Origin of the sequence: Pseudomonas sp. CFBP 8771 (assembly GCF_014841695.1) — a bacterium.
Lineage (GTDB): Bacteria > Pseudomonadota > Gammaproteobacteria > Pseudomonadales > Pseudomonadaceae > Aquipseudomonas > Aquipseudomonas baltica.
Genome location: NZ_JACYUJ010000008.1, coordinates 242,038 through 266,385, shown reverse-complemented (window position 1 = coordinate 266,385; position 24,348 = coordinate 242,038). Strand labels below are relative to the sequence as shown.

General features: G+C 61.9%; 26 protein-coding genes. 10 read left to right on the top strand and 16 right to left on the bottom strand.

All coding sequences use genetic code 11. The features are described from left to right. Positions 1-8: 8 nt before the first annotated feature. From IFT80_RS19560 to IFT80_RS19545, 4 genes are read right to left on the bottom strand one after another with little or no spacing between them, the layout of a single operon-like run. Positions 9-1,232, bottom strand: a complete 1,224-nt coding sequence (locus IFT80_RS19560) for an amidohydrolase family protein (RefSeq protein ID WP_192138118.1) — start codon at positions 1,230-1,232, stop codon at positions 9-11. Further along, the gene (locus IFT80_RS19555; protein ID WP_192138117.1) at positions 1,229-3,721 is read right to left on the bottom strand and encodes a branched-chain amino acid ABC transporter ATP-binding protein/permease; all 2,493 of its coding nucleotides are present in this window, start codon (positions 3,719-3,721) and stop codon (positions 1,229-1,231) included. The genes IFT80_RS19560 and IFT80_RS19555 overlap by 4 nt, the downstream gene beginning before the upstream one ends. Next, positions 3,718-4,587 (bottom strand): branched-chain amino acid ABC transporter permease, encoded by an 870-nt coding sequence (locus tag IFT80_RS19550; RefSeq protein ID WP_192138116.1) that lies wholly within the window; start codon positions 4,585-4,587, stop codon positions 3,718-3,720. Before IFT80_RS19550 ends, IFT80_RS19555 begins: the two co-directional genes overlap by 4 nt. A gap of 3 nt (positions 4,588-4,590) precedes the next feature. Further along, on the bottom strand, positions 4,591-5,784 hold the full coding sequence (locus tag IFT80_RS19545) for an ABC transporter substrate-binding protein (protein WP_192057829.1): 1,194 nt from the start codon (positions 5,782-5,784) through the stop codon (positions 4,591-4,593). Between the two features lie 185 nt (positions 5,785-5,969). Here IFT80_RS19545 and IFT80_RS19540 point away from each other — a divergent pair, with 185 nt between their 5' ends. From IFT80_RS19540 to IFT80_RS19530, 3 genes are all read left to right on the top strand, one after another. Continuing rightward, entirely contained in the window at positions 5,970-6,368 is a 399-nt protein-coding gene (locus IFT80_RS19540) for a nuclear transport factor 2 family protein (protein WP_192052753.1), read from the top strand. Positions 6,369-6,587: 219 nt separating this feature from the next. Further along, positions 6,588-7,406 carry a hypothetical protein gene (locus tag IFT80_RS19535; RefSeq protein ID WP_185794244.1) on the top strand — a complete coding sequence of 273 codons (819 nt, stop codon included), beginning with the start codon at positions 6,588-6,590 and terminating at the stop codon, positions 7,404-7,406. Positions 7,407-7,461: 55 nt separating this feature from the next. Then, complete coding sequence (locus IFT80_RS19530; protein ID WP_244647915.1) at positions 7,462-8,070, top strand: hypothetical protein; 609 nt, start codon at positions 7,462-7,464, stop codon at positions 8,068-8,070. A 58-nt stretch (positions 8,071-8,128) separates the two neighbouring features. Here IFT80_RS19530 and IFT80_RS19525 read toward each other — a convergent pair whose 3' ends face one another. Then, a complete protein-coding gene (locus IFT80_RS19525; protein ID WP_122476645.1) occupies positions 8,129-8,353 on the bottom strand; it encodes a hypothetical protein in 225 nt (74 codons plus the stop codon). 205 nt (positions 8,354-8,558) lie between these two features. On the opposite strand from IFT80_RS19525, the gene rnd reads away from it, so the two are divergent. The 3 genes from rnd (at position 8,559) to IFT80_RS19510 (ending at position 10,997) form a co-directional block, all read left to right on the top strand. Then, entirely contained in the window at positions 8,559-9,692 is a 1,134-nt protein-coding gene (rnd, locus tag IFT80_RS19520) for a ribonuclease D (RefSeq protein ID WP_192138115.1), read from the top strand. After that, complete coding sequence (locus tag IFT80_RS19515) at positions 9,689-9,982, top strand: YcgL domain-containing protein (protein WP_122476641.1); 294 nt, start codon at positions 9,689-9,691, stop codon at positions 9,980-9,982. The genes rnd and IFT80_RS19515 overlap by 4 nt, the downstream gene beginning before the upstream one ends. Positions 9,983-10,061: 79 nt before the next feature. After that, the gene (locus IFT80_RS19510; protein ID WP_192138114.1) at positions 10,062-10,997 is read left to right on the top strand and encodes a D-2-hydroxyacid dehydrogenase; all 936 of its coding nucleotides are present in this window, start codon (positions 10,062-10,064) and stop codon (positions 10,995-10,997) included. 54 nt (positions 10,998-11,051) lie between these two features. Here the strand turns inward: IFT80_RS19510 and IFT80_RS19505 are convergent, their stop codons facing one another. Next, positions 11,052-11,645: a nitroreductase family protein gene (locus IFT80_RS19505; protein WP_122476637.1), complete on the bottom strand. Its 594-nt coding sequence runs from the start codon at positions 11,643-11,645 to the stop codon at positions 11,052-11,054. A gap of 187 nt (positions 11,646-11,832) precedes the next feature. Between IFT80_RS19505 and IFT80_RS19500 the strand changes: the two genes are divergently transcribed. Next, positions 11,833-12,282, top strand: a complete 450-nt coding sequence (locus IFT80_RS19500; RefSeq protein ID WP_122476635.1) for a YcgN family cysteine cluster protein — start codon at positions 11,833-11,835, stop codon at positions 12,280-12,282. A gap of 83 nt (positions 12,283-12,365) precedes the next feature. On the opposite strand, the gene IFT80_RS19495 is transcribed toward IFT80_RS19500, so the two are convergent. The 3 genes from IFT80_RS19495 to IFT80_RS19485 all read right to left on the bottom strand — a co-directional run bounded on the left by IFT80_RS19495 (position 12,366) and on the right by IFT80_RS19485 (position 13,641). Then, positions 12,366-12,731, bottom strand: a complete 366-nt coding sequence (locus IFT80_RS19495; RefSeq protein WP_122476633.1) for a YgaP family membrane protein — start codon at positions 12,729-12,731, stop codon at positions 12,366-12,368. A 65-nt stretch (positions 12,732-12,796) separates the two neighbouring features. After that, positions 12,797-13,267, bottom strand: a complete 471-nt coding sequence (locus tag IFT80_RS19490; RefSeq protein ID WP_122476632.1) for a TrmH family RNA methyltransferase — start codon at positions 13,265-13,267, stop codon at positions 12,797-12,799. Positions 13,268-13,275: 8 nt separating this feature from the next. Beyond that, the gene (locus IFT80_RS19485; RefSeq protein ID WP_043185061.1) at positions 13,276-13,641 is read right to left on the bottom strand and encodes a YajD family HNH nuclease; all 366 of its coding nucleotides are present in this window, start codon (positions 13,639-13,641) and stop codon (positions 13,276-13,278) included. Positions 13,642-13,941: 300 nt separating this feature from the next. Here IFT80_RS19485 and tcdA point away from each other — a divergent pair, with 300 nt between their 5' ends. Next, positions 13,942-14,754, top strand: coding sequence for a tRNA cyclic N6-threonylcarbamoyladenosine(37) synthase TcdA (gene tcdA / locus IFT80_RS19480; RefSeq protein ID WP_122714058.1), 813 nt, complete (start codon positions 13,942-13,944; stop codon positions 14,752-14,754). A gap of 51 nt (positions 14,755-14,805) precedes the next feature. Here tcdA and IFT80_RS19475 read toward each other — a convergent pair whose 3' ends face one another. From IFT80_RS19475 to IFT80_RS19445, 7 genes are all read right to left on the bottom strand, one after another. Next, a complete protein-coding gene (locus IFT80_RS19475; RefSeq protein ID WP_192057834.1) occupies positions 14,806-15,207 on the bottom strand; it encodes a SufE family protein in 402 nt (133 codons plus the stop codon). Continuing rightward, positions 15,204-16,409, bottom strand: coding sequence for an aminotransferase class V-fold PLP-dependent enzyme (locus tag IFT80_RS19470; RefSeq protein ID WP_192138113.1), 1,206 nt, complete (start codon positions 16,407-16,409; stop codon positions 15,204-15,206). Before IFT80_RS19470 ends, IFT80_RS19475 begins: the two co-directional genes overlap by 4 nt. A gap of 55 nt (positions 16,410-16,464) precedes the next feature. Next, complete coding sequence (gene dapD / locus IFT80_RS19465; protein ID WP_122476625.1) at positions 16,465-17,499, bottom strand: 2,3,4,5-tetrahydropyridine-2,6-dicarboxylate N-succinyltransferase; 1,035 nt, start codon at positions 17,497-17,499, stop codon at positions 16,465-16,467. Positions 17,500-17,534: 35 nt separating this feature from the next. Next, positions 17,535-17,882 (bottom strand): ArsC family reductase, encoded by a 348-nt coding sequence (locus IFT80_RS19460; RefSeq protein WP_185794249.1) that lies wholly within the window; start codon positions 17,880-17,882, stop codon positions 17,535-17,537. Positions 17,883-18,065: 183 nt separating this feature from the next. Beyond that, complete coding sequence (locus IFT80_RS19455) at positions 18,066-19,301, bottom strand: aromatic ring-hydroxylating oxygenase subunit alpha (protein ID WP_122476622.1); 1,236 nt, start codon at positions 19,299-19,301, stop codon at positions 18,066-18,068. Positions 19,302-19,489: 188 nt separating this feature from the next. Further along, positions 19,490-20,851, bottom strand: coding sequence for an MmgE/PrpD family protein (locus tag IFT80_RS19450; protein WP_192138112.1), 1,362 nt, complete (start codon positions 20,849-20,851; stop codon positions 19,490-19,492). A 138-nt stretch (positions 20,852-20,989) separates the two neighbouring features. Next, positions 20,990-21,949, bottom strand: a complete 960-nt coding sequence (locus IFT80_RS19445) for a LysR family transcriptional regulator (protein WP_122476619.1) — start codon at positions 21,947-21,949, stop codon at positions 20,990-20,992. A 362-nt stretch (positions 21,950-22,311) separates the two neighbouring features. Here IFT80_RS19445 and IFT80_RS19440 point away from each other — a divergent pair, with 362 nt between their 5' ends. Both IFT80_RS19440 and proW read left to right on the top strand, forming a co-directional pair. After that, positions 22,312-23,346 (top strand): quaternary amine ABC transporter ATP-binding protein, encoded by a 1,035-nt coding sequence (locus IFT80_RS19440; RefSeq protein WP_122476617.1) that lies wholly within the window; start codon positions 22,312-22,314, stop codon positions 23,344-23,346. 38 nt (positions 23,347-23,384) lie between these two features. After that, a complete protein-coding gene (gene proW, locus IFT80_RS19435; protein ID WP_122476616.1) occupies positions 23,385-24,338 on the top strand; it encodes a glycine betaine/L-proline ABC transporter permease ProW in 954 nt (317 codons plus the stop codon). The last annotated feature ends 10 nt before the right edge of the window (positions 24,339-24,348 follow it).

The following is a 24,348-nucleotide window of genomic DNA, read 5'->3' as shown; positions in this document are numbered from 1 at the left end:
CTGTTCGATCACGGCCTCAGCAACTTCCCAACCGGTCTGCTGAAGGTTTGCCTGCCACCCTTGAAACCCATCACCGGGGCGCTGATCTCGGCGATCACCGCAGCGGGTGAGGGCGCGTCGAAGACGATGAAGTCGGCGCGGCAGCCCGGTAACAGGCCGTAATTTTTCAGCCTGAGCAGGCGTGCCGACTCGCTGGAGACCCAGGCCAGGCATTGCAGCAGCTGCCCGACAGTACCCATCTGACAGACGTTGGCGAACAGATTGGCCTGACGCACCAGCGACGCATCGCCATAGGGCGTAAACGGATTGCCGACATTGTTGGTAGACACCGAACACGTCACGCCACAGGCGTGCAGATACGCCAGCGGCGCCAGCCCGCGGGGCTTGTTGTGGAACACCTCGCGACCCATCAGGAACAGGTCGGTGCTGGGCAGGCAGGTCACCTGTACGCCTGCTTCGGCCAGCTCGAGGGCGATTACCGTCAGTGATTCCCTGGGCAGGGCGGACAGCTTGGTCACATGGCCGATGGTCACGCGTCCGCCCCAGCCATGCAGCCGCGTACAGCGCGCGACTTCCATGACGGTCAGGCCTTCGGGGTTCAGATCGAAATCCAGGTGCAGGTCAAGGTCGCAGTCGTAACGCGTAGCCAATTCGAACAAGCGCTGGATCTGTCCCAGCGGGTCGCTGTCCATGTACGGACACCCGCCCAGGACCGTTGCGCCACTTTCCAGTGCCTCGCACAACAGTGCTTCGGTGCCCGGGTTGTTCAGCAGCCCTTCCTGCGGGAACACACACAGCTCCAGGCTGATCGCCCAGGCATAGTCAGCCTGCAAGCGGCGAATGGCATGGAAGCCGGTCAAGCCGATCTGCGGGTCCAACTCGACATGGGTGCGCATGTGTGTCGTGCCTTGCACGATGGCTTTGTCCAGCACCAGAGCACCGCGCCGATACACATCGTCTTCGGTAAACCCCGCTTTCGCCGCTCGGGTCTGTGCCACCGCTTCGGCCAGCGTGCCTTCCTGCAGGTGGCAGCGCTCCATGATGCAGGCCTTGTCCAGATGAATGTGGGTCTCGATCAGGCCGGGCATGATGAGCTGCCCATGCAGATCAAGGGTGTCCCACTGGCGTGTGTCGTCACTCCAGGCGTCGACGAAATAGCCGTTCTCTACCTGCAGCTGGGTCAGGTGGTGACCGTCGCCAAGCCGCGCATTGATGATCTGCATAGCGTTCATGCGCTGACTCCTTCGCCCAGGTAGGCCGCGGCCAGGTCTTTGTCGTCGCGCAATTGCGCGGCGCTGCCAGACTTCACAATGGTTCCGGTTTCCAGCACATACGCGCGGTCAGCCACTTGCAGCGCGAGGTTGGCCATCTGGTCTACCAGCAGAATGGTCACACCCTCGTCGCGCAGCGCAGCCAGCGCGTCGTAAAGCTCGCCGATCATGGCAGGTGACAGGCCCAGAGACGGTTCATCGAGCAGAAGGATTTTCGGCTTTGCCATCAGGCCGCGTCCCACCGCGACCATCTGTTGCTCGCCACCGGACAGCAGACCGGCCGGGTTGTCGATGCGATCGCGCAGACGAGGGAAGCGCTTGAGGATGGCCTCGATTTCAGCGTCGGTATCGAAGGCTTCGCGACGTGAGTAACCACCCAGCAACAAATTGTCGCGCACGCTCAGGTAAGGAAAGACCTGACGACCTTCGGGTACCAACGCCAGGCCCTGCGCGGCGATCAGGCTGGCACTGGTTTGTTCGATATTTTCGTTGTCGAGCAGGATGCTGCCGCTGCTGGCGCGATGCAGGCCGGCCAGGCATTGCAGGATGCTGGATTTACCCGCGCCGTTCGCGCCGAGGACGGCCACCAGTTCGCCGGGATTCACCAGCAGATTGACCTTGTTGACCACGGCGGACGCGCCGTAATCAATGACCAGATCCTTGACGTACAAACGCGCGTCGCGGCTACCCGCCCAGGGTTGCGCGCGCGGGGTGGCTTGGTAGTCGGTGCCGCCCAGATACGCGGCGATCACTTGCGGGTTCTGGCGGATTTCCGAGGGTGGCCCCGACGCAATCGGCTTGCCCGCGTCGAGCACCAGTAAATGCTCGGACACCGACATCACCAGTGCCATGTCGTGCTCGACCAGAATCACCGTGAGGCCAAAATCCGCCAGCTTGCGCAGCAGTACCGCCAGGTCGTCGGTGTCGCGACGGCTGAGGCCTGCCGCTGGCTCGTCCAGCAACAGCACGGTCGGTGCAGTCGCCAGCGCCCGGGCTATTTCCACCAGGCGGCGGTCTACGTGGGGCAAATCCTCGGCGGCAATGTTCACTTCGCCGCGATAGCCCACCAGCGCCAGCAACTCCAGCGCCAGGCTGCGTTGCGTTTCCAGGGCACGGCTGAACGGCAGGCCCAGGCGTCCCTTCTGCATCGCCACGAGCAGGTTGTCGAGCACGGACAGTTCGCCGAACAACAAGGTGGTCTGGTACGTACGGGCGATACCGGCTCGGGCAGTCTTCCAGGCAGGCAGCCCAGCCAGCGGTTGTTGCAACTCGATCTGGCCGCTGTCCGGTACGTAGAACCCGCTGATCATGTTCAGAACCGTGGTTTTGCCTGCGCCGTTGGGGCCGATGATGCTGGTGATACTGCCGGCGGGTGCCTGCAGACTGACGTGTTGCGCCGCCTGTACGCCGCCGAAGCGGATGCCGATATCGGTAACCCGTAGCCCTGAGGACGGGCCACGGCTGCGCAGATGAGCGGCGATGCATGCGTGATCGATGCACGTCGGCGGCACCAGGCGAGCGGGTTTGATCACGCGCCGGGCGAGCGCACCGAGCAAGCCGTTGGGCGCGATCCACAGTACGATTAGCAGCAGTATGGAGAAGATCAGCAACCGGTATTCAGCGAAATCCGACAGCAGTTCCGGCACCAGCACGATCAACACGGCACCGATCAGCGGCCCGAACAGCATACCGCTGCCGCCCACGATCACGGCCAGAACGAACAGGATGGATTGGGAGAAGGGGAAGGACTCCGGGTTGATGAACATCAGCAAGGGCGCGAGCAACCCACCTGCCAGCCCGGTCAAGGCCGCCGACAATGCGAATGCCAGGGTTTTACATATCACCGGGTTGAAGCCCAGCGAGCGCGCGGCGATTTCCGAGGTTTTCACCGCCAGCATGGCCTTGCCCCAGCCGCTCTGGCTCAGGCGCCGATAGAACAACAGCGCGCCGATCATCAGCGCGGCGGCGAGCAGCGCGAGCAGGATCGCCGGATCGAGGCCGGCGAACTCCGGCAACGGGATACCCATCAGGCCATTTGAGCCCCCTGTTACATCCCGCCATTCGATCAAGCCGTGGTGCACCACGAACGAGAAGGCGATGGTGATCATCGCCAGATACGGGCCGCTGACCCGAAGCGCGGGGATCGCCAATAGCGCGCCGATCAGACCCGCCACAACACCGGCCATCGGCAGGGCCAGCCACAACGACCATCCCGCCATGCTCAGCAGGGCCGATACATAAGCGCCAATCGCGTAGAACGCGATATGTCCGAAGGAAATTTGCCCGCTCAGGCCAATCAGGATGTTCAAGCCCACACCGACCACTGCCGCCAGCGCACAGAGGGTGAAAACCAACAGCGAGTAGCTGTCGAGGGTGAACGCCAGAACGCCACAGAGCACAGCGAGCAAGACGATGAACGCCGGAGCGACCAGGGTTTTGAGGTTGTTCATACTTTCACCAATGCCCGGCTGCCAAACAGACCGTTGGGACGAATCGCCAGCGCCAGAATGACCAGCGCGAAGGTAAATATCTGGGTGAATGCAGAGCCGAAGTACAAGGTGATCAATGCTTCGGCCAGGCCGAACAGCAATCCGGCGGCAAATACACCGCCCGCGCTGCCGATGCCGCCGAGAATCGCTACTGCAAAGGCTTTCAGGCCGAACAACATGCCCATTTCCGCGTTGACGCTGAACAGCGGCGCAATCAGCAGGCCAGCCACCCCCGCGAAGACGGTCGACAACGCGAAGGCGATGGCCACCACCCGATTGACGTTGATACCCATCAACATCGCGGCGCGCGGATTCTGTACGCAGGCTTCGAGTACCTTGCCCAGCCGGGTGTAGCGCCGCACCAGATGCAGCGCCAAGGCGACGGCTGCGCCCGCCAGCGGAATCAGCAATTGCAGGGCACTGATGTGGCTGCCGAACAGCTCGACACTCAGGTTCACCAAGGCGCTTTCGAACTGCCGAGGCTCCTTGCCGAAGGTGAACAGCGCAAGGTTGTCCACCAGGATTCCGCCCGCCACCGTTGCCATCAGCCAGGCCTGCGAGCCACGGCTGTGGAAAGGTCGCACCAGGTAGCGCTCGATCACCAGGCCATACAGCGCACAGAGGATCAGTGTCAGCGGCACGCCCAGCCACAGTGGCCAGCCCCAGTTGATGCAAAACGTGTAGCCGAGCACCGCACCGACCATCATGGCGCTGCCCTGGGCAAAGTTGACGGTGCGCGATACGACGTAGGTCAGGTGAAAACCTAACGCCAGCAACGCATACATGCTGCCCAGGCCGAGCCCGGTGATAATGGCGGCGGTGAACATCGCTTACTCCTGCGGCTTGAGCGGTACGATCTGGTCGTTGACGAAGTGGCTGAAGATATAGTCGTCAGGCCCCAAGGCGTCATGCTTGGATGGGCTGAACGGCTGCTTGTAGTGCTTGATCAAGCCGTCATAGTCGGTGATGGCGTAGAAACCATCGCGCACGGCCGGGCCGTCCGTTTTGCCGGCCTTTTCGATGGCTTGAGCGGCGAGATGCAGCGCGTCGTACGCATTGGCAATGCCGACTGCCGGGGTCACGTCGGCCACGGTCTTGATCTGCGGGTAGGCTGTTTTCAATGCGGCCAGCAATGCATCGCCCTTGGCGCCGTTGTGTTCGGTGAACACGTAGGTCTGGATGAAATGCACCTTGGACGCATTCGGGCCTGCCAGTTCGCCGAAGCGACCACCGGCCGGCCCCCAGTGGGAAACCACCGGGACGTCCCAGCCCATGCGGTCCAGAGACTTCACGACCTGCGCCGATGGACCCACATTGCCAACCATCAGCAAAGTGTCCGCACCGGCGTTTTTCAGGCGCGTCAGTTGTGGCACTACATCCAGATCGCTGTCCTGGATGCGCTCGACACCGGCATTGGCCAGGCTGCGTTTTTCCAGGGCACGTTTGAAACCTGCCTCGTTGGATTCGCCCCATGGGTTATTGATAAGGATCATGCCCGGCTTTTTCATGCCGTTGGCGACGCCGTATTGCACCAGCGCCTCGTCCACCAGCTCGTCAACGGCAGAGACGCGGAACACATAGTTATCTGCCGCGCCGTTCTCGGTGATCTTCGTACCTGCCGCCCAGATGCCCATGAACGGTACTTTCAGCTGATTGGCCAGCGGTACGATTGCCAGAGAAACCGGCGTGTCCAAGCCGCCGAACAGCACGGTGACTTTTTCGCGCTGGACCAGTTCGCGGGCGGCGAGCATACCTTTGGACGGGTTGCTTTCGTCGTCACGGCGCACCAACTCCAACTGACGGCCAAGTACTCCGCCGCGGGCGTTGACCTCATTGATGGCCATGCTCAGGCCGCGGGTCAGGGCTTCGCCCGACTTGGCCGACTGACCCGAGAGGGCGGCTACCAGACCGACTTTGATCGGCGGTTCGGCCGCGTGCGCGCCCAGAACCATTGCCAGGTTGAGAGTGGCTGCCGCAGCCACGGGGAACAGCAGACGTTGCAGGTTTGGAAGCCAGGTGGCCATGGTTTACTCTCCTGATTGCTAGCATTTGCATATTTATTGCTAGCAAGTAGGGTGCCAGTCGTTACATCCTTGAAAACGGCTTAACTAGCCATCCGAGCGCCTGTTTACGCGCCAAAATAAAGCGTTCCGCACCAGGCAGAGGCATCCTTGGTTGCCGGGTTTCCCTTGATTCAGGAGTTATGGCAATGATCGATATGAACGAAGACGTACAGATTGTTAGCAGTTTCCTCGAGGCTTCGATGGCGCCGGATCCGGTCCGCGCTGCGACGTTCATGAGTGAGGATGTGCAGATCACCTTTACCGGCGGGCGGGTGATGCCCGATCCCCAGGCAATCACTGCATTCAACGGTTCACGTTACGCTTGGGTCAAAAAGGCCTTGGGTAACTTCGACTGGATGGATCGTGGCGATCACACCGTGGTGTATTCGAACGGCACGCTGTTCGGCGAGTGGGCTGATGGCCGCAGTTTCTCGGGTAATCGTTATCTGGATCGGTTCGAGGTACGCAATGGCAAGATAGTCCGCATGGACGTCTGGAATGACAGTGCCGAATGGCTGCTGGCGCCAGAGATTGCCAAGGCCTGAAAAGCGGTCTGGCGAAATTTTTTTCCATGGGTCCAGCAGCCCCTACCTGCGTCCAGGGTGAGCCGGTTACCGGCTCGCTCCCTGGTCTCTTGCATACATAGGCTGCGCTGAAGAAACCCTGTAGGACAAATCTGAAAATCCCCCCTTTGCCTATCGTCCCACCCCACCCCCTGCCAACCTTCGGCTTTCCCTTACCAAACGCTTGAGCCGGAGAGCTGCATGGACGTCGCCTTGTGCACCATCAACAACACCGTTTACGACATCGCCGGATTCGAGGCGCTGAGCCCCAATTGCGTGGCTGTCATGCGGCGCAATCTGTTGTGCCCGCGTTGCCTGGGGCCGGGGTTCTATCGCAAGGCGGCGCGCAGTGGCCAGGCGTCGTGTTTCGGTGCGCGGCCGCATGCCGACTTCTGCGACATGGGCGGCCCGCAAAGTGAGTCGTATCGGGGTGATACGCTGGAGCAGGATGATGTGGTCAATCGTGGCGAGCGCATAGAGGTGGACTTTGCTTTCGGTGCGCCGCTGCGTCACTACGGGGTAGAGGAGGGTGCCGAGCCGGTCTACGGGGTGGGCCGGCACAGTGGCGGGCATGCCGCCCAGGGGGCGCAGACGCGTCAGCGTCGGTTGAGCACGCTGTTGAAGAACTTGATCCTGAGTGAGGACTTCCGTCGCTCCGAGCAGTTGATTTCGGTGGAAAGCGGGCTGTTCAAGGTGCGCGATTTCTTCGTGCCGTTCGCCCGCGCCGAGTTCGATGAGCTGGAGCGCATGCGCGGTTACTGGGGCTTGGTGTCCGATGCGGCGCAGTCGGGCGATCAGCCGCCGAGCCTGTGGCTCAACACCGGCGGGCGGCAGGACTTGAGCGTGGTGGTCGACGGTTCGCTGGTCGATGATTTCACCCAGCGTTTCCCCATCCATGAGCTGGAAGACCTGGCCGGTGCCTACGTGCTGGTGTTTGGTTGCATGCGTGTGTCGAAGAATGCCAAGAAGTACATCGCGGTGAATGATATCTCGCGTATAACGCTCAACAAGACGCTTTGACGTCGCGCCGGGCTTCACGCCTGGCGCCGCCTGTTCGATTTTGAAGGAGTGATGCATGTTGTTGGAATACGGTGCTATCACCGTGATGTTTCCAATTGCGCTGGTGATTGCCGGTTGGTTGTGGTTGGCCGGTTCACGCGCGGCTTGTACGGTGTGGTTGCTGACGGTGCTGTGCGCCTATGGCCTGGTGGGTGCCAGCAAGATCCTGTTCAAGGGCTGGGGCATCGGCCTGCCGTCGTTGAACATTGCCGTGTTCAGCGGTCATGCGATGAATGCCTGCCTGATGGTGCCGGTGCTGGCGAGCGTTCTGGCGCGGCAGGTTCACCCATACCTGCGATGGCCAGCAGCCCTGGCAGGTATCGGCTTTGGAGTATGGTTTGCGGCGACACTGGTGGGCAATGTGATCCACCCGATGGCGGAGGCCATCATGGGCGCGCTGATCGGGGGGAGTGCCGCCTTTGGATTCTTGCTGGTGCTGGAGCGTTGGAGCCTGCAGCGCCTGGGGCCGGCTACGTTGCTGCCTGGCCTGATGCTGATCACGCTCGCCGGGGCTGCGCCAAAATTCACTGCCGAGCACTGGCTCGATCAAGTGGCCACATCGCTGTCCGGGGCCACAAAGCCCTTTCGCCATGCAGACCTGAAGCGCGAATCGTCGACGTTGTGAAGCGTGCAGGATCGGTGCGGCGGGAGGCGGCGCGCATGCGCCGCTGCGATGGGTAGGGTCAGCCCAGATGCTGAACGATCTTGTCCTTGATCAGCAGGCGTTTTTCCTTGAGCTTCTTGACCTCGTCGTCCGGCGCGGCGCGGTCTTCGGCCTTGACCACGTCGGCATCGCTGACATGGTATTGGGTCAGTAGCTGGCTAAGCCGATCGTCGCTCTTGGCGCGGGTTTCGACTTCTTCCTTGCTCTGTTTCAGATCAGCGAACAGGTTGTGTTTTACCGGCATCTCGACACCTCTGGGTGGGGTGGACAGAATGGTGGGCCATGGAAAATGACCCGATGCCTAGGTTCGACCCCCCGTTGGGGGCAGATCGTTCAATGCATGTGCCCGCAACGGGCGCTCGCCGGATTAACGACCGCAGGCACGCATGGATGTCCCCGTGGAAGCAGGGCCGATATATACTGCGCGCCATTATTCGTGGGAGAGCCTTGTGGCCATCGATATTCACTGGATTCGCGACGATGCCAGCCTGGCTGAGCATTGCGCCCACTGGCAGAGCTTGCCGTACGTTGCCCTCGACACCGAATTCATGCGGGTCGACACCTTCTACCCCATCGCAGGGCTGTTGCAGATCGGCGATGGCGCCAGCGCCTTCCTCATCGATCCGTTGTCGATTACCCAGTGGCAGCCACTGACCCAACTGCTGGAAAATCCGGCGGTGATCAAGGTGCTGCACGCCTGCAGCGAAGACCTGGAAGTGCTGCTGCGCCTGACCGGCAGCCTGCCGGCGCCGCTGTTCGACACGCAGCTGGCCGCCGCCTACCTTAACCTGGGGTTCTCCATGGGCTACTCGCGCCTGGTCCAGGAAGTGCTGGGCATCGAGTTGCCCAAGGGCGAGACGCGTTCGGATTGGCTGCAGCGACCGTTGTCCGACACCCAGGTCAGCTACGCTGCCGAGGATGCCGTGCACCTGGCCGAAGTGTTCGAGAAGCTGCGCCCGCAGCTGTCCGAGGACAAGTACGCCTGGGTCCTCGAAGACGGCGCCGAATTGGTGGCACAGCTGCGCCGCGAAGTGAACCCCGACGAGTTGTACCGTGACGCCAAGCTGGCCTGGAAACTGTCACGCGCGCAACTGGCGGTACTGCGCGAACTGTGCGCGTGGCGCGAACGGGAAGCCCGTGCGCGCGACCTGCCGCGCAACCGCATCGTGCGCGAGCAGTCGCTGTGGCCGCTGGCCAAGCTGCAACCGGATAACCTGCAGACGCTGGCCAAGATCGAAGACATGCATCCGCGCACCGTCCGCCAGGATGGCGAGCAGATCCTGGCGTTGATCAAGGCTGCGGCCAGCGTTGCGCCCGAGCAGTGGCCCGCGGTGCTGCCCGAGCCGTTGCCGATCGAAGCGTCGGCCGTGCTCAAGCAGTTGCGTGCGATTGGTCAGCGTGAAGCCGAGCGTCTGAACATGGCGCCCGAGCTGATGCTGCGCAAGAAGACCCTCGAGGCGTTGCTCAAGACAGGCTACCCCGACGGCCCCTATCAATTGCCCGATTCGCTGCGTGGATGGCGACGCGAGCGCATGGGGCAGGCCCTGCTCGATAGCCTGGCCACCGCTGGAGACCAGCCATGAAACGTATCTGTTCGATCTACCGTAGCCCGTGCAAGAACGGAATGTACCTCTATGTGCTCAAGAGCGATGCGCTCGAGCGCGTTCCCGAAGGCCTGTTGAGCGTGTTCGGCAAACCGGTGCACGCCTTCGATCTAGTGCTCAGCCCGGAACGTGCCCTGGCGCGCGAAGACATCAACCTGGTGCTCGAGCACTTGGAAACACAGGGTTACCACCTGCAGATGCCGCCTGCCGAAGACGAGTACATCGAGCATCTTCCCGAAGAGCTGCTGCGCCGCAACGACCCTATCTGACTTTCCTTATCTGACCAACCCTGCCTGCTGCCGCCCTGCCGATACGGGGTCGCGCAGCTGTCTTGACCAAGGCCTCGCAATGACCCGCGTTCTGATCGCCGAACACGATTATGCCGTTTACGCCAAGTTGCTCGGCGCAGCTGCTCCCCATTTGAATGTACACACCAGCGGCGACCCTGCCGAGCTGGCGCGGCTGGCGGCGGACTGCCCGGTCTGGCTGGGCCAGCCGGACCTGTTCGTCAACCTGCTGCGCACCGGCGCGACCCCGCAATGGGCGCAGTCGACGTGGGCGGGCATCACCCCGCTATTGGGCGAAGGCCTGCCGCGTGCCTATCGCCTGACCCGCGCCGTGGGCATCTTCGGCCAGGTCATGGCCGAGTACATGCTGACCTATATGCTGGGCCATGAGCGCGAAGTGCTGGCGCGGCTGGTCAGCCAGGTCGAGCGCAAGTGGGATCCACGTACCGGTTGCAGCCTGGCCGGGCGTCGCGTGCTGATCGTCGGCATCGGCGAGATCGGCCAGGCCGTGGCGAGGTTCCTGCAACCCTTCGGGGTCACGCTGCTGGGCGTGGCCAGCACGGCGAGAGAATTGTCACCGTTCATCGAGGTGGCGCCGCTCGCTGAGCTCGGGCGTCTGGTGGAAGAGGCCGACTACGTGATCAACTTGCTGCCCGACACCGTGCAGACCCACGATCTGTTCGACGCCGCGCTCTTCAAGCGCTTCAAGCCGCAGGCGCTGTTCATCAATGCCGGGCGCGGCGTGGCGGTGGTGGATGCCGATCTGGTGGAAGCGCTCAAGGAAGGGCACCTGGCTGGAGCGGTGATCGACGTCTGTCGTCAGGAGCCGCTGCCGGTCAAGCACCCGTTCTGGACGGCCTGGGGCTTGCTGCTCACCGGCCACAGCGCAGCGCCAACCTCGCCACCGGCCATGGTCGAGCTGTTCGTCGAGAACCTGCAGGCGTGGCAGGACGGCAAGGCGCTGCGCGGCGAAGTGGATTTCGCTCGCGGGTATTGAGTGGGTCAGGGGCAGCGGCGCAGAGTCTGCCGCCCCATCGGTCTACGGGTTGGCTTACAGCGTGAAATCGCCTTCGGCCACCAGCTGGCTCAACGGCAGGCGTGGGCTGGGCAGTTCGCGACCTTGCAGGTACTCGGCCAGGGTGGCCTTGTCACCCAGCTTGCCGATGGCCACGGCCGCATGCACGGCATATTCAGCCGGGATCTTCAGCTCTTCACGGGTTTTATCCTGATCGAAGCCGGCCATGCCATGGGTGTGCCAGCCGCTGATGCTGGCTTGCAGCGCAAGGTGCGCCCAGGCCGAGCCGGTGTCGAAGGTGTGCCACAACGCCGGCGATTCTTCGGTGGCGCCGGGGGCGGTGAAGGTGGTCTTCGAGGCGATGATCACGATGGCCGACGAGTGCTGCGCCCAGGAACGGTTGAATTCATTGAGCAGGCCCAGGTAGCGCTCCCAGTTCGGCGTACCGCGGCGCGCGTAGAGAAAGCGCCAGGGTTGCGAGTTGTAGGCCGAGGCGGCCCAGCGGGCGGCTTCGAAGAAGCTCAGCAGGGTGTCCTGTTCGATCTCGACCGGCTCGAACGCGCGCGGCGACCAGCGATTGATGAATTGCTCGTGGATGGCATAGTCGGCGATGCGGGGATTGGCGCTCATGGCATTCCTGATTGAAGGGTGATGGAGGGCAGGGGGTAAAAACTACTGCGAATCGATCGCGCCTGACAAGTGAAGCTTACCGGCAGTCGCCAGAGCTTGGCCCGCGCTGCAGGGCGCACTAGACTGGCGGCCCTTTCAGGTACTGCCCGCGCCTGAGCCGTCAATTTCGTACAGGACATTCGGTCACATGGCTGCCATCGTCGAACCCTTCTGGATGCGCAAGACGCTCGAGCAACTCGACCCGCTCGAGTGGGAGTCCCTGTGCGACGGCTGTGGCCTGTGCTGTCTGCAGAAGCTCGAGGACGAAGACGACGAGAGCGTCTACTACACCCGTGTGGCGTGCAAGATGCTCGACCTCAAGACCTGTCAGTGCAGCGACTATCCGCGGCGCAAGTCTTTCGTGCCGGACTGCATCCAGCTGACGCCGGGCCAGGCCGACCAATTCAAATGGCTACCACCGACCTGCGGTTATCGCCTGGTCAGCCAGGGGCAGGACCTGCCGCTTTGGCATCATCTGGTCTGCGGTGACCGCGAACAGGTGCACAAACAGCGTATTTCGCAGTCCGGCAAAATGGTCAGCGAGAAGGATGTCGACGAAGACGATTGGGAAGACTATCTGATCTTTCGCGCGGGTTGATTCGTCGCGCCGGTCGCTCGGCCGATAAAGCTGCGCCCCGCTGCAGCATGACTGCAGAGGGGCGCGTTTGAGGCTCGAGGCACTCAGATCTTTGGCGTTACCGCCGGGTCTTCGCCAGTCACGGTAGCGGTGTCGGTCGCCGAATCGGCATTCTTCTTCAGGTTCAGCAGATCTTCGCCAGCGCGTTCGATCTTGTTGCGGATCTCTTCCAGATCGCTGCGGCCTTTCTCGGCCAGCGACTTGGCTGCACAGTGACCGCTCCAGCCGCGGGCCAGGGCTGCGCCACCAATGGCCACCTGGATCAGACCGAAGATCCCGCCGCGGCGCAGACCCTTGCCGATCGAGACGACGCCTACCAGCAACGAGCCGGCGCGTTCCCAACCCTTGACGTTATGGTAGTCGGGCTGGGTAACGGATTTGATGACGTCCACGGTTTTGCTGTCGCTCATGGTGAATCTCCTGATAGGGCAGTGATAACAAGCTGACTGCCAAATCTTCACGCTGTTCCATCGGCTTATTTGAATTTGGGCCCGGAGCGCGTGTTGTTGCCTTTGGCCAAGCGGTCGTAAAGCACGACGTTGACCGTGGCGGCCAGGTTCATGCAGCCTGTGGTGGGAATGTAGATGGTGTCTTCGCACCAGTCTCGCACGCCTTGGTCGAGGCTGCCGTCCTCGGGGCCGAAGATGTAGATGGCGCGATCCGGATGGGTGTATTCGGGCAGCGGACGTGCGCCATCGACCAGCTCGACGGCCACGGGGGTGCAGCCCAGCGGGATGATTTTCTGCAAATCGTCGATGCCGATGAGTGGTATGTCGTAGTGAACCCGCTTGGTGTCGGTGACGAAATCACGTGCACGCTCGTAGCGCTTGCCCGTATAGAACACCGAGTTGACCCCGTAGCAACCGGCGGCGCGCATGACCGAGCCGACGTTTTCCGGGGATTTGGGGTTGAACAACCCGATGCAGCTGTACCGTTTGTTGGCCACGTGCTCGCTCAGTCTTTTTTCATCAATCCGGCCAGGGCCGCGAAGGGGTTGTGGGTCGCCTTGGCGATGGTCGGGCTGCTGGTGGAGCCTTCGGCGTAGTACTGCTGGTCGGTGTAGCGCGAGTGCTCGTTGTCGTGGCAGTACAGGCACAGCAGTTCCCAGTTGGAACCGTCCTGGGGGTTGTTGTCGTGGTTGTGGTCGCGGTGGTGCACGGTCAGCTCGCTCAGGCGCTTGCCGGCGAACTCGCGGGCGCAGCGGCCGCACACGTGCGGGTACATGCGCAGGGCCTTGTCGCGGTAGCCGCTTTCGCGCTCACGCTGGGCATCGGCGAGAATGCGATCGAGCTTGGCGGTATGGGGTGTGGACGAACTCATGGGGTTCACCTCGGATAATGACAGTCAGGCGCTATATTAACGTTTTCCCTCACGTAGGAGCGGTCCGTGGCCGCGAAAAGGGCGCTGCGGTGCCTCAGGCAGACTGCGGCGCGCCTTTCGCGGCCGATGACCGCTCCTACGGTGGGAATGGTTCCGCGTTCGTCCGTAGGAGCGGCCCGTGGCCGCGAAAAGGGCGGCGCGGTGTATCAGGCGAACCGCGGTGCGCCCTCCGCGGCCGATGACCGCTCCTGCATTGGGCGGTGGTGTATACTGCGCGCCGGTTTTTTGAGGTGCCGTGTGATGAGTACAGAAGATCCCCGTTTCGCCGGCATTGCCCGCCTTTATGGCCTGGAGGGCATGCAGCGCCTGCGTGATGCGCACGTGGCCATCGTCGGTGTGGGTGGCGTCGGCTCGTGGGCGGCGGAAGCGATTGCCCGCACCGGGGTGGGGGAGATTTCGCTGTTCGACCTGGACGACGTCTGCGTCAGCAATGCCAACCGGCAGTTGCATGCGCTGGACAGCACCGTGGGCAAGCCCAAGGTCGAGGTGATGGCCGAGCGGCTGCGCGGTATCAATCCCGACTGCACGGTGCACGCGGTGGCGGACTTCGTCACTCGCGACACCATGGCCGAATACATCACGCCGAACATCGATTGCGTGATCGACTGCATCGACAGCGTGAATGCCAAGGCCGCGCTGATCGCCTGGTGCAAGCGGCGCAAGATCCAGATCATTACCACCGGGGGCGCCGGCGGGCAGATCGACCCGACCTTGATCCAGGTCTGCGACCTGAACCGTACGTTCAACGATCCACTGGCCTCCAAGGTGCGTTCGACACTGCGTCGCGACTATGGGTTTTCACGCACGGTCACGCGCCACTACAGCGTGCCCTGCGTGTTCTCCACCGAACAGCTGCGGTACCCCAAGCCCGATGGCAGCATTTGCCTGCAGAAGAGTTTCGTCGGTGACGGGGTGAAGCTGGACTGCGCCGGGGGGTTCGGGGCGGTGATGATGGTGACGGCGACCTTTGGCATGGTGGCGGCGACCAAGGCGGTCGACAAGATCGTGGCCGGGGTGCGGCGTCCGGCGGATCGGGTCAAGGCGGAAGTCTGAGGGCAGGGTAGTCATAACACCGCGAAAGACTGCCCACCGGACCTACAAGGTTCACACCAGCTCGGCCATCCGCTTCAACACCGCATTCAGCCCATTGCTGCGCGAAGGCGACAGCTGGCGGCCCAAGCCCAGTTGTTCGAACCAGTCGGCCAGGTTCAGCTCGCGCAGCGCCTGCGAATCCAGGCCCTCGACCCGCACCAGCAGCAGCGCCAGCAAGCCACGGATCATTCGTGCATCACTGGCGGCCTTGAAGTGCCAGCGCTCATCCTTCCGCTCAGCCACCAACCACACCACGCTTTCACACCCGTGCACACGATTGGCGTCCACTTTCTGTCCTTCGCCCAGCGGCTCCAGGCGTTCGCCCCACTGCATCAACAGCCGCGCCCGTTGTTCCCAACCGGCGGCCTGCTTGAAAGCCTGAAGTGCGTCTTCAGCCTGTGGGTTCAAGGTCATGTGAGTATCTCCAACGCCTTGTCCAGTGCCTCGAACAACCGTTGCAGGTCGCCAGAGTCGTTGTACAGGCCCAGGGACACACGAATGGCGCCGGACAGGCCAAGGTGCTTCATCAAGGGCATGGCGCAGTGATGCCCGGCGCGCACGGCGATACCTTGATCGGTCAGCAAGTGCGCCAGATCGGCGTTGTGTACGCCGTCCACGACGAAACTGGCCAGCGCAATCTGCGGCGTGCCGAGCAAGCGCACACCGCTGCGCGCGTGCAGCCCCGCCAGCAATTGCGCATGCAGGCACGCTTCGTGTGCGGCCACGGCCTGGGCGTCCAGGCCGCTGAGGTAATCCAGGGTCGCGCCCAGTCCGATCACACCGGCGATGGCTGGAGTGCCCGCTTCATGGCCCAAGGGCGCCGGGTGAAAGCTCGCACTCTGGTAATCGGCCTGGTGCACCATTTCGCCGCCGAATTGCCAGTGCGCTAGTTTCTGCAACGCCTCGCGCCGGCCATACAGCACACCGACACCGTCCGGGCCATACAGCTTGTGGCTGGAAAATACATAGAAATCGCACTGCAGACGCTCGACATCATGGCGTCCGTGGACGACGCCCTGTGCGCCATCCACCACTGTGATCGCCCCTTGTGCACGCGCCAGCGCCAGCAGTTCCGGCAGCGGTTGCCACGCGCCGAAGACGTTGGACAGTTGGGTCACTGCCAGCAGCCGGGTACGTGGCCCGATGATCTGCGCAGCCGCCTGCAGGTCGACCACGCCACTGGCATCCAGCGGCAGCACCCGCAGTGGCAGGCCACGACGTTTGGCCAGCTGTTGCCACGGCAGCAGGTTGGCATGGTGTTCGGCGGCGCTGATCACCAGTTCGTCGCCGGGCTGCAGTTGCTCGGCCAGGCCATAGGCGAGCAGATTCAGCGCACTGGTCGCGCCGTGGGTGAAGATGATCTGCTCGGAACTGCCTGCATTCAGCCATCGCGCGACCTTCTCGCGGCTGGCTTCGAACGCACGGGTCGCCAAGGATCCCGGCAGATGCTGGGCGCGATGTACGTTGGCCGCGCCGTGGCCATAGTAGTGGCCGATGGCGTCGATAAGAGCTTGCGGTTTCTGGGTGGTTGCAGCGCTGTCCAGGTAGGTCTGCTGCTGCTGGTACAAGGCGGCGATGGCTGGAAAGTCAGAGCGCCAGGGGGAGGCGTGGAACATGGTCGAAGACCCCAGGCAAAAGGCCCGGCAGGGATGCCGGGCCCGATATCGCCACTTAGTTGTGAGCGTGCAGCGCTTCGTTGAGTTCGATGGCCGACTTGTGGCTCTTGCACTCCACGGCACCGGTGACCGAATTGCGACGGAACAGCAGGTCGGGCTGGCCGGCCAGGTCCCGTGCCTTCAAGGTCTTGACCAGTTGGTTCTGTTCATCGAGCAGCGCCACCTTGGTGCCTGCCGTGATGTACAGACCGGCTTCGACGGTGTTGCGGTCGCCCAATGGAATGCCGATACCGGCATTGGCGCCGATCAGGCAGCCTTCGCCTACCTTGATGACGATGTTGCCGCCACCGGACAGGGTGCCCATGGTCGAGCAGCCGCCGCCCAGGTCCGAGCCCTTGCCGACGAACACGCCCGCCGAGACACGGCCTTCGATCATGCCTGGGCCTTGGGTGCCGGCGTTGAAGTTGACGAAGCCCTCGTGCATGACGGTGGTGCCTTCGCCGATGTAGGCGCCCAGGCGCACGCGCGCGCTGTCGGCGATACGCACGCCGGCCGGTACCACGTAGTCGGTCATCTTGGGGAACTTGTCCACCGAGAACACTTCCAGCAGTTCGCCCTTCAGGCGTGCTTCCAGCTGACGCTCACCCAGTTCGGCCAGGTCGACCGCGCCCTGGCTGGTCCAGGCGACATTGGGCAGCAGCGGGAAGATGCCGGCCAGGTTCAGGCCGTGTGGCTGCGCCAGGCGATGGGACAGCAGGTGCAGCTTCAGGTACGCCTCGGGCGTGGAGGTCAGCGCGGCGTCTTCGGCCAGCAGCGTCGCGACCAGCGGCTTGTGGCTTTCGGCCAGGCGGGTCAACAGGGCGGCTTGCGCCGGGTCGACGTGCTTGAGCGCCTCGGCCAGCTGCGAGGCCTGGGTGTTGCTGAAGGCAACGGCCTGGTTGCCACCGGTGTAACCCAGCAGCGGAGCAATGGCATCGACCAGTGCAGTGGACGGGTTGGTCAACGGCTGTGCATAGAACACTTCCAGCCAGGTGCCTTGACGGTTTTGCGTGCCGACACCGAAGGCCAGGCTGAACAGGGAATTGGACATGGAATTACCTCGTGCAGAATAAGTGCGGGCCCGCGTCAGGCAAGGGCCGCTGCGTAGATATCAGGCTTGAAGCCGATCACAGTCTTGTCGCCAAGCTGCAACACCGGGCGCTTGATCATCGACGGCTGGGCGAGCATCAGCTCGATGGCCCTGGCCTGGTCGATATCGGCCTTCTGTTCGTCGCCGAGCTTGCGGAAGGTGGTACCGGCCCTGTTGAGCACCATTTGCCAGCCGTGCTCGTCGCACCAGCGGGACAGGTGCTCGCGGTCGATACCGGCGCTCTTGTAGTCATGAAAGGCGTACTCCACCTGGTGCTCGTCGAGCCAGGTACGGGCCTTTTTCATGGTGTCGCAGGCTTTGATGCCGTAGAGAATATGAGCCATTGATCTAGGAGGGGCTGCGAATGCGCCCCACTGCCTCCCGAAAACGAATCGGGGAATTATGCGGCATCGACTGTGACAGCGCCATGCTTGCGTGGCGAGGAGGGAATGCGGTGCGCGTGATTCGGCCACGCGGTCGCTGTGCAGACAGGGCGCGGGGGTGCAAATGCCCCCCCGGCTTCGAACCTAGCCAACCGACTTCAAAGGGATCGGCCCCTGAAGGCGATCGAGCATGGTATTGCAGTACCAGTCATCGAACTGGCAAACGCCGGTTTCGGCCGTTTCGGAAAACGGGCCCGGTTCGAACGACGGGGAAGTGACCCCACGCTGAGTGCCCTCTACCAGTGTCCTGTCCTGGTCGTTGGTGGCAATCCAGACTTTGGTGAGGCGATCCAGATCGTAGTCCACACCTTCCATGGCAGTGTTGTGCACCAGCCACTTGGTGGTCACCAGGGTTTCAGTGGCGCTGATGGGCAACACGCGGAAGCTCAACGCGTGGTCGCCCAGAAAGTGGTTCCAGGTCGACGGATAGTTGAAGTACAGCAAGGCGCCGATGTCGGGCTCGCCGGACTTGTCCAGGCGACCGTTGACGGCAGGTTTGCCGTCCATGGTGTAGCTGACAGCGCCCGCCGACAGCGGTATCCGGGTCATACGGAAACGGCCATGGATATCCATGACCAGGCGACTGGGCAGGCCGGCCTTTTCACACTTGTTCCAGTATGCCGCCAGTTCCGGATCGTCTTCGCCGCTGGTGCCACCCACTGAAAGATTATCCACGAACGAGTTCAAGAGTTCAGGGTGCGAGCCGTCGCAGTGGTAGCATTCGCGATTGTTCTCGAACACCAGTTTCCAGTTGCCTTTCTCGATGATGTTCGACTCGAAGGCAACTTTGCATTCTTCAAGGTTGTGCGGTGCCACGAACGGATCCACAGCCTTTCGGAACGATTCGAAGTCAGGTTTGACTACACCTACGCACACGTAGATGTAAGTGTTCACCACTTCGCAGTGCACCGGTTTGAGGTTGTATTGGCTCTTGTCGAAGTCCTGGCCCATGTTGCCGGCGAACAACAGCTTGCCATCGAGCTCGAACGTCCATTTGTGGTACGGGCAGACCAGCTTGGCGACCTTGCCCTGCGCGGCTTCGCAGACCTTGGCCCCACGGTGGCGGCAGGCGTTGTGGAACGCTCTGACTTCGCCGTCCTTGCTGCGCACGATGACCACGGGGTAATCGCCTACTTGAAGCGTCATGTACTGACCGGGTTTGGCGACTTCGAAAGTATGGCCTGCAAAGATCCAGTCCTTGTGCCAGATCTGCTCGAGGTCCTGGCGATAGACTTCATCACTGCTATATAGCGCGCCCGGTAGCGAGTGGTTGGGCTTGCGTTGGGAAACCAGATCAAAAACGGTTTTCTTGAAATCCATATTTCCTCCAGGATGCAGACCTTGGGGGCCAGGTTGGATGCAGCTCGGCATTGCCGACTGGCTATTGATCGCAGCCTATACCCGCCAATCGAGGCGGATCAAACGACATTTAAGGCGTGCAATCAATGCGGGCAGGTTATGAATGGATCGCGTCCTCGTGCCCTTCTTCGAGCCGTCTGCAACGCACTTCAGGCGGGTTGGCCCAGGTGTTCGGGCGGCGGCTGAAAGACTCCCGAGAGTGCCTCCACCGCCGATGATGATGAAGCCAGGTTTTTGACCGCTGCCTTGATTGCTTCGCGGGTTGGCTCATCCAGCGACACCGAAGCGAACATGTCGTACTTGCTCTCGAGTTCCGCGATGGTCATCGCAGTTTCCGGGTCACCTTTGGCAGCCGTGGTCTGGCTACGCAGTACGTTACCGTTGTCCAGGGTAACGATGACCCGTGACAGGATCTCTTCGGGGAAGCGCGCCGAAAGATCCGGCGCTTCCACGATCTCGATCCTGGCGCTCATGGCGAGAATGTCCGGGGCGCAGATCGATGCGCCCGTGACTTCTTCGGGCCCGACCTTGCCCCGGACGATAAGCGCGGCCAGAGGGAATGCGAGGGCGTATTGCGCCTCGTCGGCGTTGGCAGGGGTGTGCCCCTGCAGGCAGACCGATTCGAAGAACGTCTCGACGCGGATCTTCTCGATCCGATTGACGTCGATGCCGCCCGATACCTGCTGCAGTGCCACCATTGCCGTAAGCGCAGGCTGCGCCCAACGGCAGACGGGCCATGGCTTGAAGTATTGGCTGTCGATTTCCCAGCGATGGCCCAGATCCTGCCAGAACGCCGCGACGGATTCGTCCTCTATGGTTTCCGCCGGTGCCCCGGTCATGCCTTCACGTGCCATCAGCAATGCGTTCAGCCCCGCGAATGCGCCGGCACCGTGACCGTCGCGCAGCATGGTCGGTGACTGCACCACGCGCATCATCGGGCAGCGTGCACTGAAGTACTCGGCGATGCCCAGCGCGTGACGAAATGTCGGTTCGTCGAAACCCAGCATCCTCGCCCCGGCACACACCACACCAATGGCCGAGAAGCCGCCAGAGGCATGGTAGGTCGGCGAGGTGGCCATCAATGCGACGCCTGCGCGCAGGGCGGTTTCGTAGCCGATACACAGCGCCGTCAACAGTACACGACCGCTCACTGGCTTGCCTTGGTGGGCCAGCGCATCTGCCAGGGCGAGCAGGGCGGGCACCACAGTGGCGCCTGCGTGGCCCTTGGAGGTGAAGTGACCCTCGTGGGCGTCGAGGCTGTCGGCAGTGAATCCACCCGCCCAGCCGGCACCGAGCACATTGACCCGCTGGCCGTCGAAGATCATGCGACTGGTGAACTCGCCCCCAGGGTAATGCGCTCGGGCGTATCGCCGGACAGCTTTGCTGGTGTCGTTGCCCGTCGCTCCCGCCATGACCCCGAGAATATCGAGCAGGCTGTTCATGAGGATCTGTCGGGTCTTGGCAGGTGCCTGTTGAAAATCGAAATCTCGGCAGAACAGGAATAGCGACATCCAGCGGCTCCTTCGAATGATCCTGCAGGTCAGTACTGACCGACGTGATTCAACGATGAGCGCATCGCCGCCAAGGCGCGAGCAACTTTTTCGCAGGGCTATGCATAACGTCCAGTAATGCTGAACGGCGCTTGAATGTCACCGTCTGGGAAATTTGCCGAGCATCCATTCACGAAATCTGCGCAACGCATCTTCGTTGTCCGAGTTTTCCTTGCACGCCAGGTAGTGGCAGCTATTGCGCAACTGCACTTGATCCGCAATCGGCCTGACCAGCAGGCCTTTGCCGATGAGTCCACTGACCAGATGGTTCCAGCCCAATGCGATGCCCTGATGGGTCAGCACCATACTGATGATCAAGTTGTAGTCATTGGCATTGAAGATGGCCGGGCTGGCGGCGGGGCGATCGTCCAGGTCAATGGCCTGGAAGGCGAACCATACCCCCCAGTCGACATGCTCCGCGACCTGGGAACGGCCATAGGGACTCAGGTTGAGCAACGCCGAGTCGCGAATGCCGTCCAGGGAGGCGATCTCGGGATGCTGCTGCAGATACGCCGGCGTGCACACCGGATAGATCAGGTCGTGGCACAGGTGATAGTTCTTGTAGCCGTCGCGTATGCGCGCAATCTTGGTGATGAACGCGTCCGGCTGGACGCCGGGCTCCATGGTCAGGAAATTCTGCGTGGTAATCAGGTTGAGCTCGATGCCTTCGCTCTGGGCAAAGAATTCCGGCAGGTTGCTCGACAGCCATAGCGCGGAAAACGCCGGTGAGCAACAGATGGTCAGCACTCGCTTTTCGGATTGCGCGCTACGAATACGCTCGGCGGCCTGGGCGATGTTGACGAACGACAGATGGGCCGCGTCGAAAAACAACGTCCCTGCCGGGGTCAGTTCCACCGCGCGACCTACACGGGTGAACAGTGCCGCGCCCAGGTGAACTTCGAGTTCCTTGATCTGGCGACTGATCGCCGCCTGGGATACACACAGCGCCTCCGCAGCCCGTGTGAAGCTTTCGTACTTGGCGGCGGCCACGAAGGCCTTGACTGCACGCAGCGAAGGCATCTTGAGCAGAATCGTATCCGGGTCAACGTGCTTCGACATGCTCAACCTCCTGTCAGTACCGCTGTGCTCGGTCGGCGGCGAGGGTATAGCACCCTGGCTTCGCCGTGTCGGTTCGGTGTCGTTTTCGATGCGCCTCGGTCGCTTGCTGGCATGCCCGAGGCCTGCTGCACAACCCATGCAGAACCTATAACCCAACGTTATCGAATAAGGGCTGTAAATGTTGTTGGATCTGAATACACATTGGGCATAGATTGAAAAAACACCCTAATTCCTGGGGGTAAGAATAAAAAACAAGGAAATCGTTGCGATGAACAATTACCCGTACCACTGCCCCTTACAACATGTTTCGCGTTGCCATGATTTGCCTACTGCAATGAGTGCCGCCGCGAAGGAGGCAAGGTATGAATAACGCCGACGATATAATATCCGTACACAATGTATATAAGGTCTTCGGGGCACAACCCAAAGTGGCCATGAATATGTTGCGCGAGGGCGCTTCCAAGGCCGAAGTGTTCGAAAAGACGGGCCAGGTCATCGGTGTGTTCGATGCGAACTTTTCCGTGAAGCGTGGCGAGATCTTCGTGATCATGGGGCTTTCCGGTTCGGGCAAATCCACCATGGTGCGCCTCTTCAACCGGCTGATAGAGCCCACTTCCGGCTCGATATTCCTCAATGGCAAGGAAATCACCGGCCTAGCCGACAAAGATCTGCTGCAAGTGCGCCGCAAGGACATGGGCATGGTCTTCCAGTCGTTTGCCCTCATGCCCCACATGAGCGTGATCGATAACGTCAGCTTCGGCCTCGAGATCAGCGGCGTCAGTGAAAAGGAACGCTACAGCCGTTCAGTGGTGGCCTTGCGGCAGGTGGGGCTGGCCGGGCAAGAACACAGCTACCCGCATCAATTGTCCGGCGGCATGCAGCAGCGCGTCGGGCTGGCACGGGCGCTGGCCAACGACCCGGCCATCCTGCTGATGGACGAAGCGTTCTCGGCACTCGACCCGATGATTCGCAGCGAAATGCAGGGCGAACTGCTCAAGCTACAGGCCGAGCAGAACCGCACCATCATCTTCATTTCCCACGACATTGAAGAAGCCGTTCGGATCGGGCATCGCATTGCGATCATGGAGGGCGGCCGGGTGGTACAGATCGGAACCCCGCGCGAACTGCTCTGCAATCCAGCCAACACGTACGTCAAGGACTTCTTCGAAGGGTTCGATACCAGCCGCATCCTGCGCGCGGGCGATATCGCCCAGTTGGACGCCCGCATTGTCTACGAGCCCGGTCGACACACGCCTATCGATGCGGATGCGCTGCTGCGCGAAATCGTTCCGCTCGTTGCCGCCTCGCACACGCCCATGCCTGTCGTGGACCGTGGGGGTTTGTACAAGGGGACCATCTCGCAAGGTCACCTGCTGAACTGCTTGAGCAGCCGATAAATCCACGATCAGCTTTCGGGTCGTCTCTGAGGTGGGCTATGTCCGACTTTAATCTTCTGGATCCTTTCAAAACCATAAACGTACCGCTCGGGACATGGGTCGAGGGCGTTCTCAAGTATCTCGTTCATAACTTCCGTGATGTATTCCGTTCGATTCGCTGGCCGGTGGATCAGGTACTCGATGGCATCCAGGCAGGCTTGCTTTCGGCGCCGCCTACCGTGTTCATCATCATTGCCGCGCTGATCAGCTGGCAGATCGGCGGCAAGCGAATCGCCTTGTTCACCCTGGCCACCCTCACCGCACTGGGGCTGATCGGTGTGTGGGAGGACGCCATGGTCACCCTCGCGCTGGTGCTCACATCGCTGGTCTTCTGTGCCGTCATCGGCATTCCACTGGGGATATTGAGCGCGCGCAGCGATCGGCTCGAGATGATCATTCGTCCGGTACTGGACGCCATGCAAACGCTGCCGGCGTTCGTCTACCTGGTGCCGGTGGTCATGCTGTTCGGCATCGGCAACGTGCCCGGAGTGATCGTCACCATCATCTTCTCGGTGGCGCCGTTGGTACGCCTGACCAATCTGGGCATCCGCCAGGTGCCCGAAGACAAGGTCGAGGCCGCCAGGGCGTTCGGTTGCACGGCGACGCAAATGCTCTTGAAGGTCCAACTGCCGCTGGCCGCGCCGACCATGATGGCCGGCCTCAATCAAACGCTCATGCTGTCGCTTTCGATGGTGGTGGTGGCGTCCATGATTTCCGTAGGTGGCCTGGGCCTGATGGTGCTCAGCGGTATCGGCAGGCTGGACATGGGCCTGGCCAGTGTCGGTGGCGCCGGGCTGGTGCTGCTTGCCGTGTTCCTCGATCGACTCACCCAGGCCATGGGCGAGCGCAGCAAGGATCTAGCAACGGGCCAGCGCTGGTACGAAACCGGCCCTGTAGGTCTGCTGATGAAGTTGAAAAAGAAGAAGCCAGTCGAAACTGCGATCACTCATTGACGTGTCTGCT

Bases quoted from the DNA above. Each gene is read 5' to 3' on its own strand.
- IFT80_RS19560 (WP_192138118.1), bottom strand. From the start codon at position 1,232: ATGAACGCTATGCAGATCATCAATGCGCGGCTTGGCGACGGTCACCAC.
- IFT80_RS19555 (WP_192138117.1), bottom strand. From the start codon at position 3,721: ATGAACAACCTCAAAACCCTGGTCGCTCCGGCGTTCATCGTCTTGCTC.
- IFT80_RS19550 (WP_192138116.1), bottom strand. From the start codon at position 4,587: ATGTTCACCGCCGCCATTATCACCGGGCTCGGCCTGGGCAGCATGTAT.
- IFT80_RS19545 (WP_192057829.1), bottom strand. From the start codon at position 5,784: ATGGCCACCTGGCTTCCAAACCTGCAACGTCTGCTGTTCCCCGTGGCT.
- IFT80_RS19540 (WP_192052753.1), top strand. From the start codon at position 5,970: ATGATCGATATGAACGAAGACGTACAGATTGTTAGCAGTTTCCTCGAG.
- IFT80_RS19535 (WP_185794244.1), top strand. From the start codon at position 6,588: ATGGACGTCGCCTTGTGCACCATCAACAACACCGTTTACGACATCGCC.
- IFT80_RS19530 (WP_244647915.1), top strand. From the start codon at position 7,462: ATGTTGTTGGAATACGGTGCTATCACCGTGATGTTTCCAATTGCGCTG.
- IFT80_RS19525 (WP_122476645.1), bottom strand. From the start codon at position 8,353: ATGCCGGTAAAACACAACCTGTTCGCTGATCTGAAACAGAGCAAGGAA.
- IFT80_RS19515 (WP_122476641.1), top strand. From the start codon at position 9,689: ATGAAACGTATCTGTTCGATCTACCGTAGCCCGTGCAAGAACGGAATG.
- IFT80_RS19510 (WP_192138114.1), top strand. From the start codon at position 10,062: ATGACCCGCGTTCTGATCGCCGAACACGATTATGCCGTTTACGCCAAG.
- IFT80_RS19505 (WP_122476637.1), bottom strand. From the start codon at position 11,645: ATGAGCGCCAATCCCCGCATCGCCGACTATGCCATCCACGAGCAATTC.
- IFT80_RS19500 (WP_122476635.1), top strand. From the start codon at position 11,833: ATGGCTGCCATCGTCGAACCCTTCTGGATGCGCAAGACGCTCGAGCAA.
- IFT80_RS19495 (WP_122476633.1), bottom strand. From the start codon at position 12,731: ATGAGCGACAGCAAAACCGTGGACGTCATCAAATCCGTTACCCAGCCC.
- IFT80_RS19485 (WP_043185061.1), bottom strand. From the start codon at position 13,641: ATGAGTTCGTCCACACCCCATACCGCCAAGCTCGATCGCATTCTCGCC.
- tcdA (WP_122714058.1), top strand. From the start codon at position 13,942: ATGAGTACAGAAGATCCCCGTTTCGCCGGCATTGCCCGCCTTTATGGC.
- IFT80_RS19475 (WP_192057834.1), bottom strand. From the start codon at position 15,207: ATGACCTTGAACCCACAGGCTGAAGACGCACTTCAGGCTTTCAAGCAG.
- IFT80_RS19470 (WP_192138113.1), bottom strand. From the start codon at position 16,409: ATGTTCCACGCCTCCCCCTGGCGCTCTGACTTTCCAGCCATCGCCGCC.
- dapD (WP_122476625.1), bottom strand. From the start codon at position 17,499: ATGTCCAATTCCCTGTTCAGCCTGGCCTTCGGTGTCGGCACGCAAAAC.
- IFT80_RS19460 (WP_185794249.1), bottom strand. From the start codon at position 17,882: ATGGCTCATATTCTCTACGGCATCAAAGCCTGCGACACCATGAAAAAG.
- IFT80_RS19455 (WP_122476622.1), bottom strand. From the start codon at position 19,301: ATGGATTTCAAGAAAACCGTTTTTGATCTGGTTTCCCAACGCAAGCCC.
- IFT80_RS19450 (WP_192138112.1), bottom strand. From the start codon at position 20,851: ATGTCGCTATTCCTGTTCTGCCGAGATTTCGATTTTCAACAGGCACCT.
- IFT80_RS19445 (WP_122476619.1), bottom strand. From the start codon at position 21,949: ATGTCGAAGCACGTTGACCCGGATACGATTCTGCTCAAGATGCCTTCG.
- IFT80_RS19440 (WP_122476617.1), top strand. From the start codon at position 22,312: ATGAATAACGCCGACGATATAATATCCGTACACAATGTATATAAGGTC.
- proW (WP_122476616.1), top strand. From the start codon at position 23,385: ATGTCCGACTTTAATCTTCTGGATCCTTTCAAAACCATAAACGTACCG.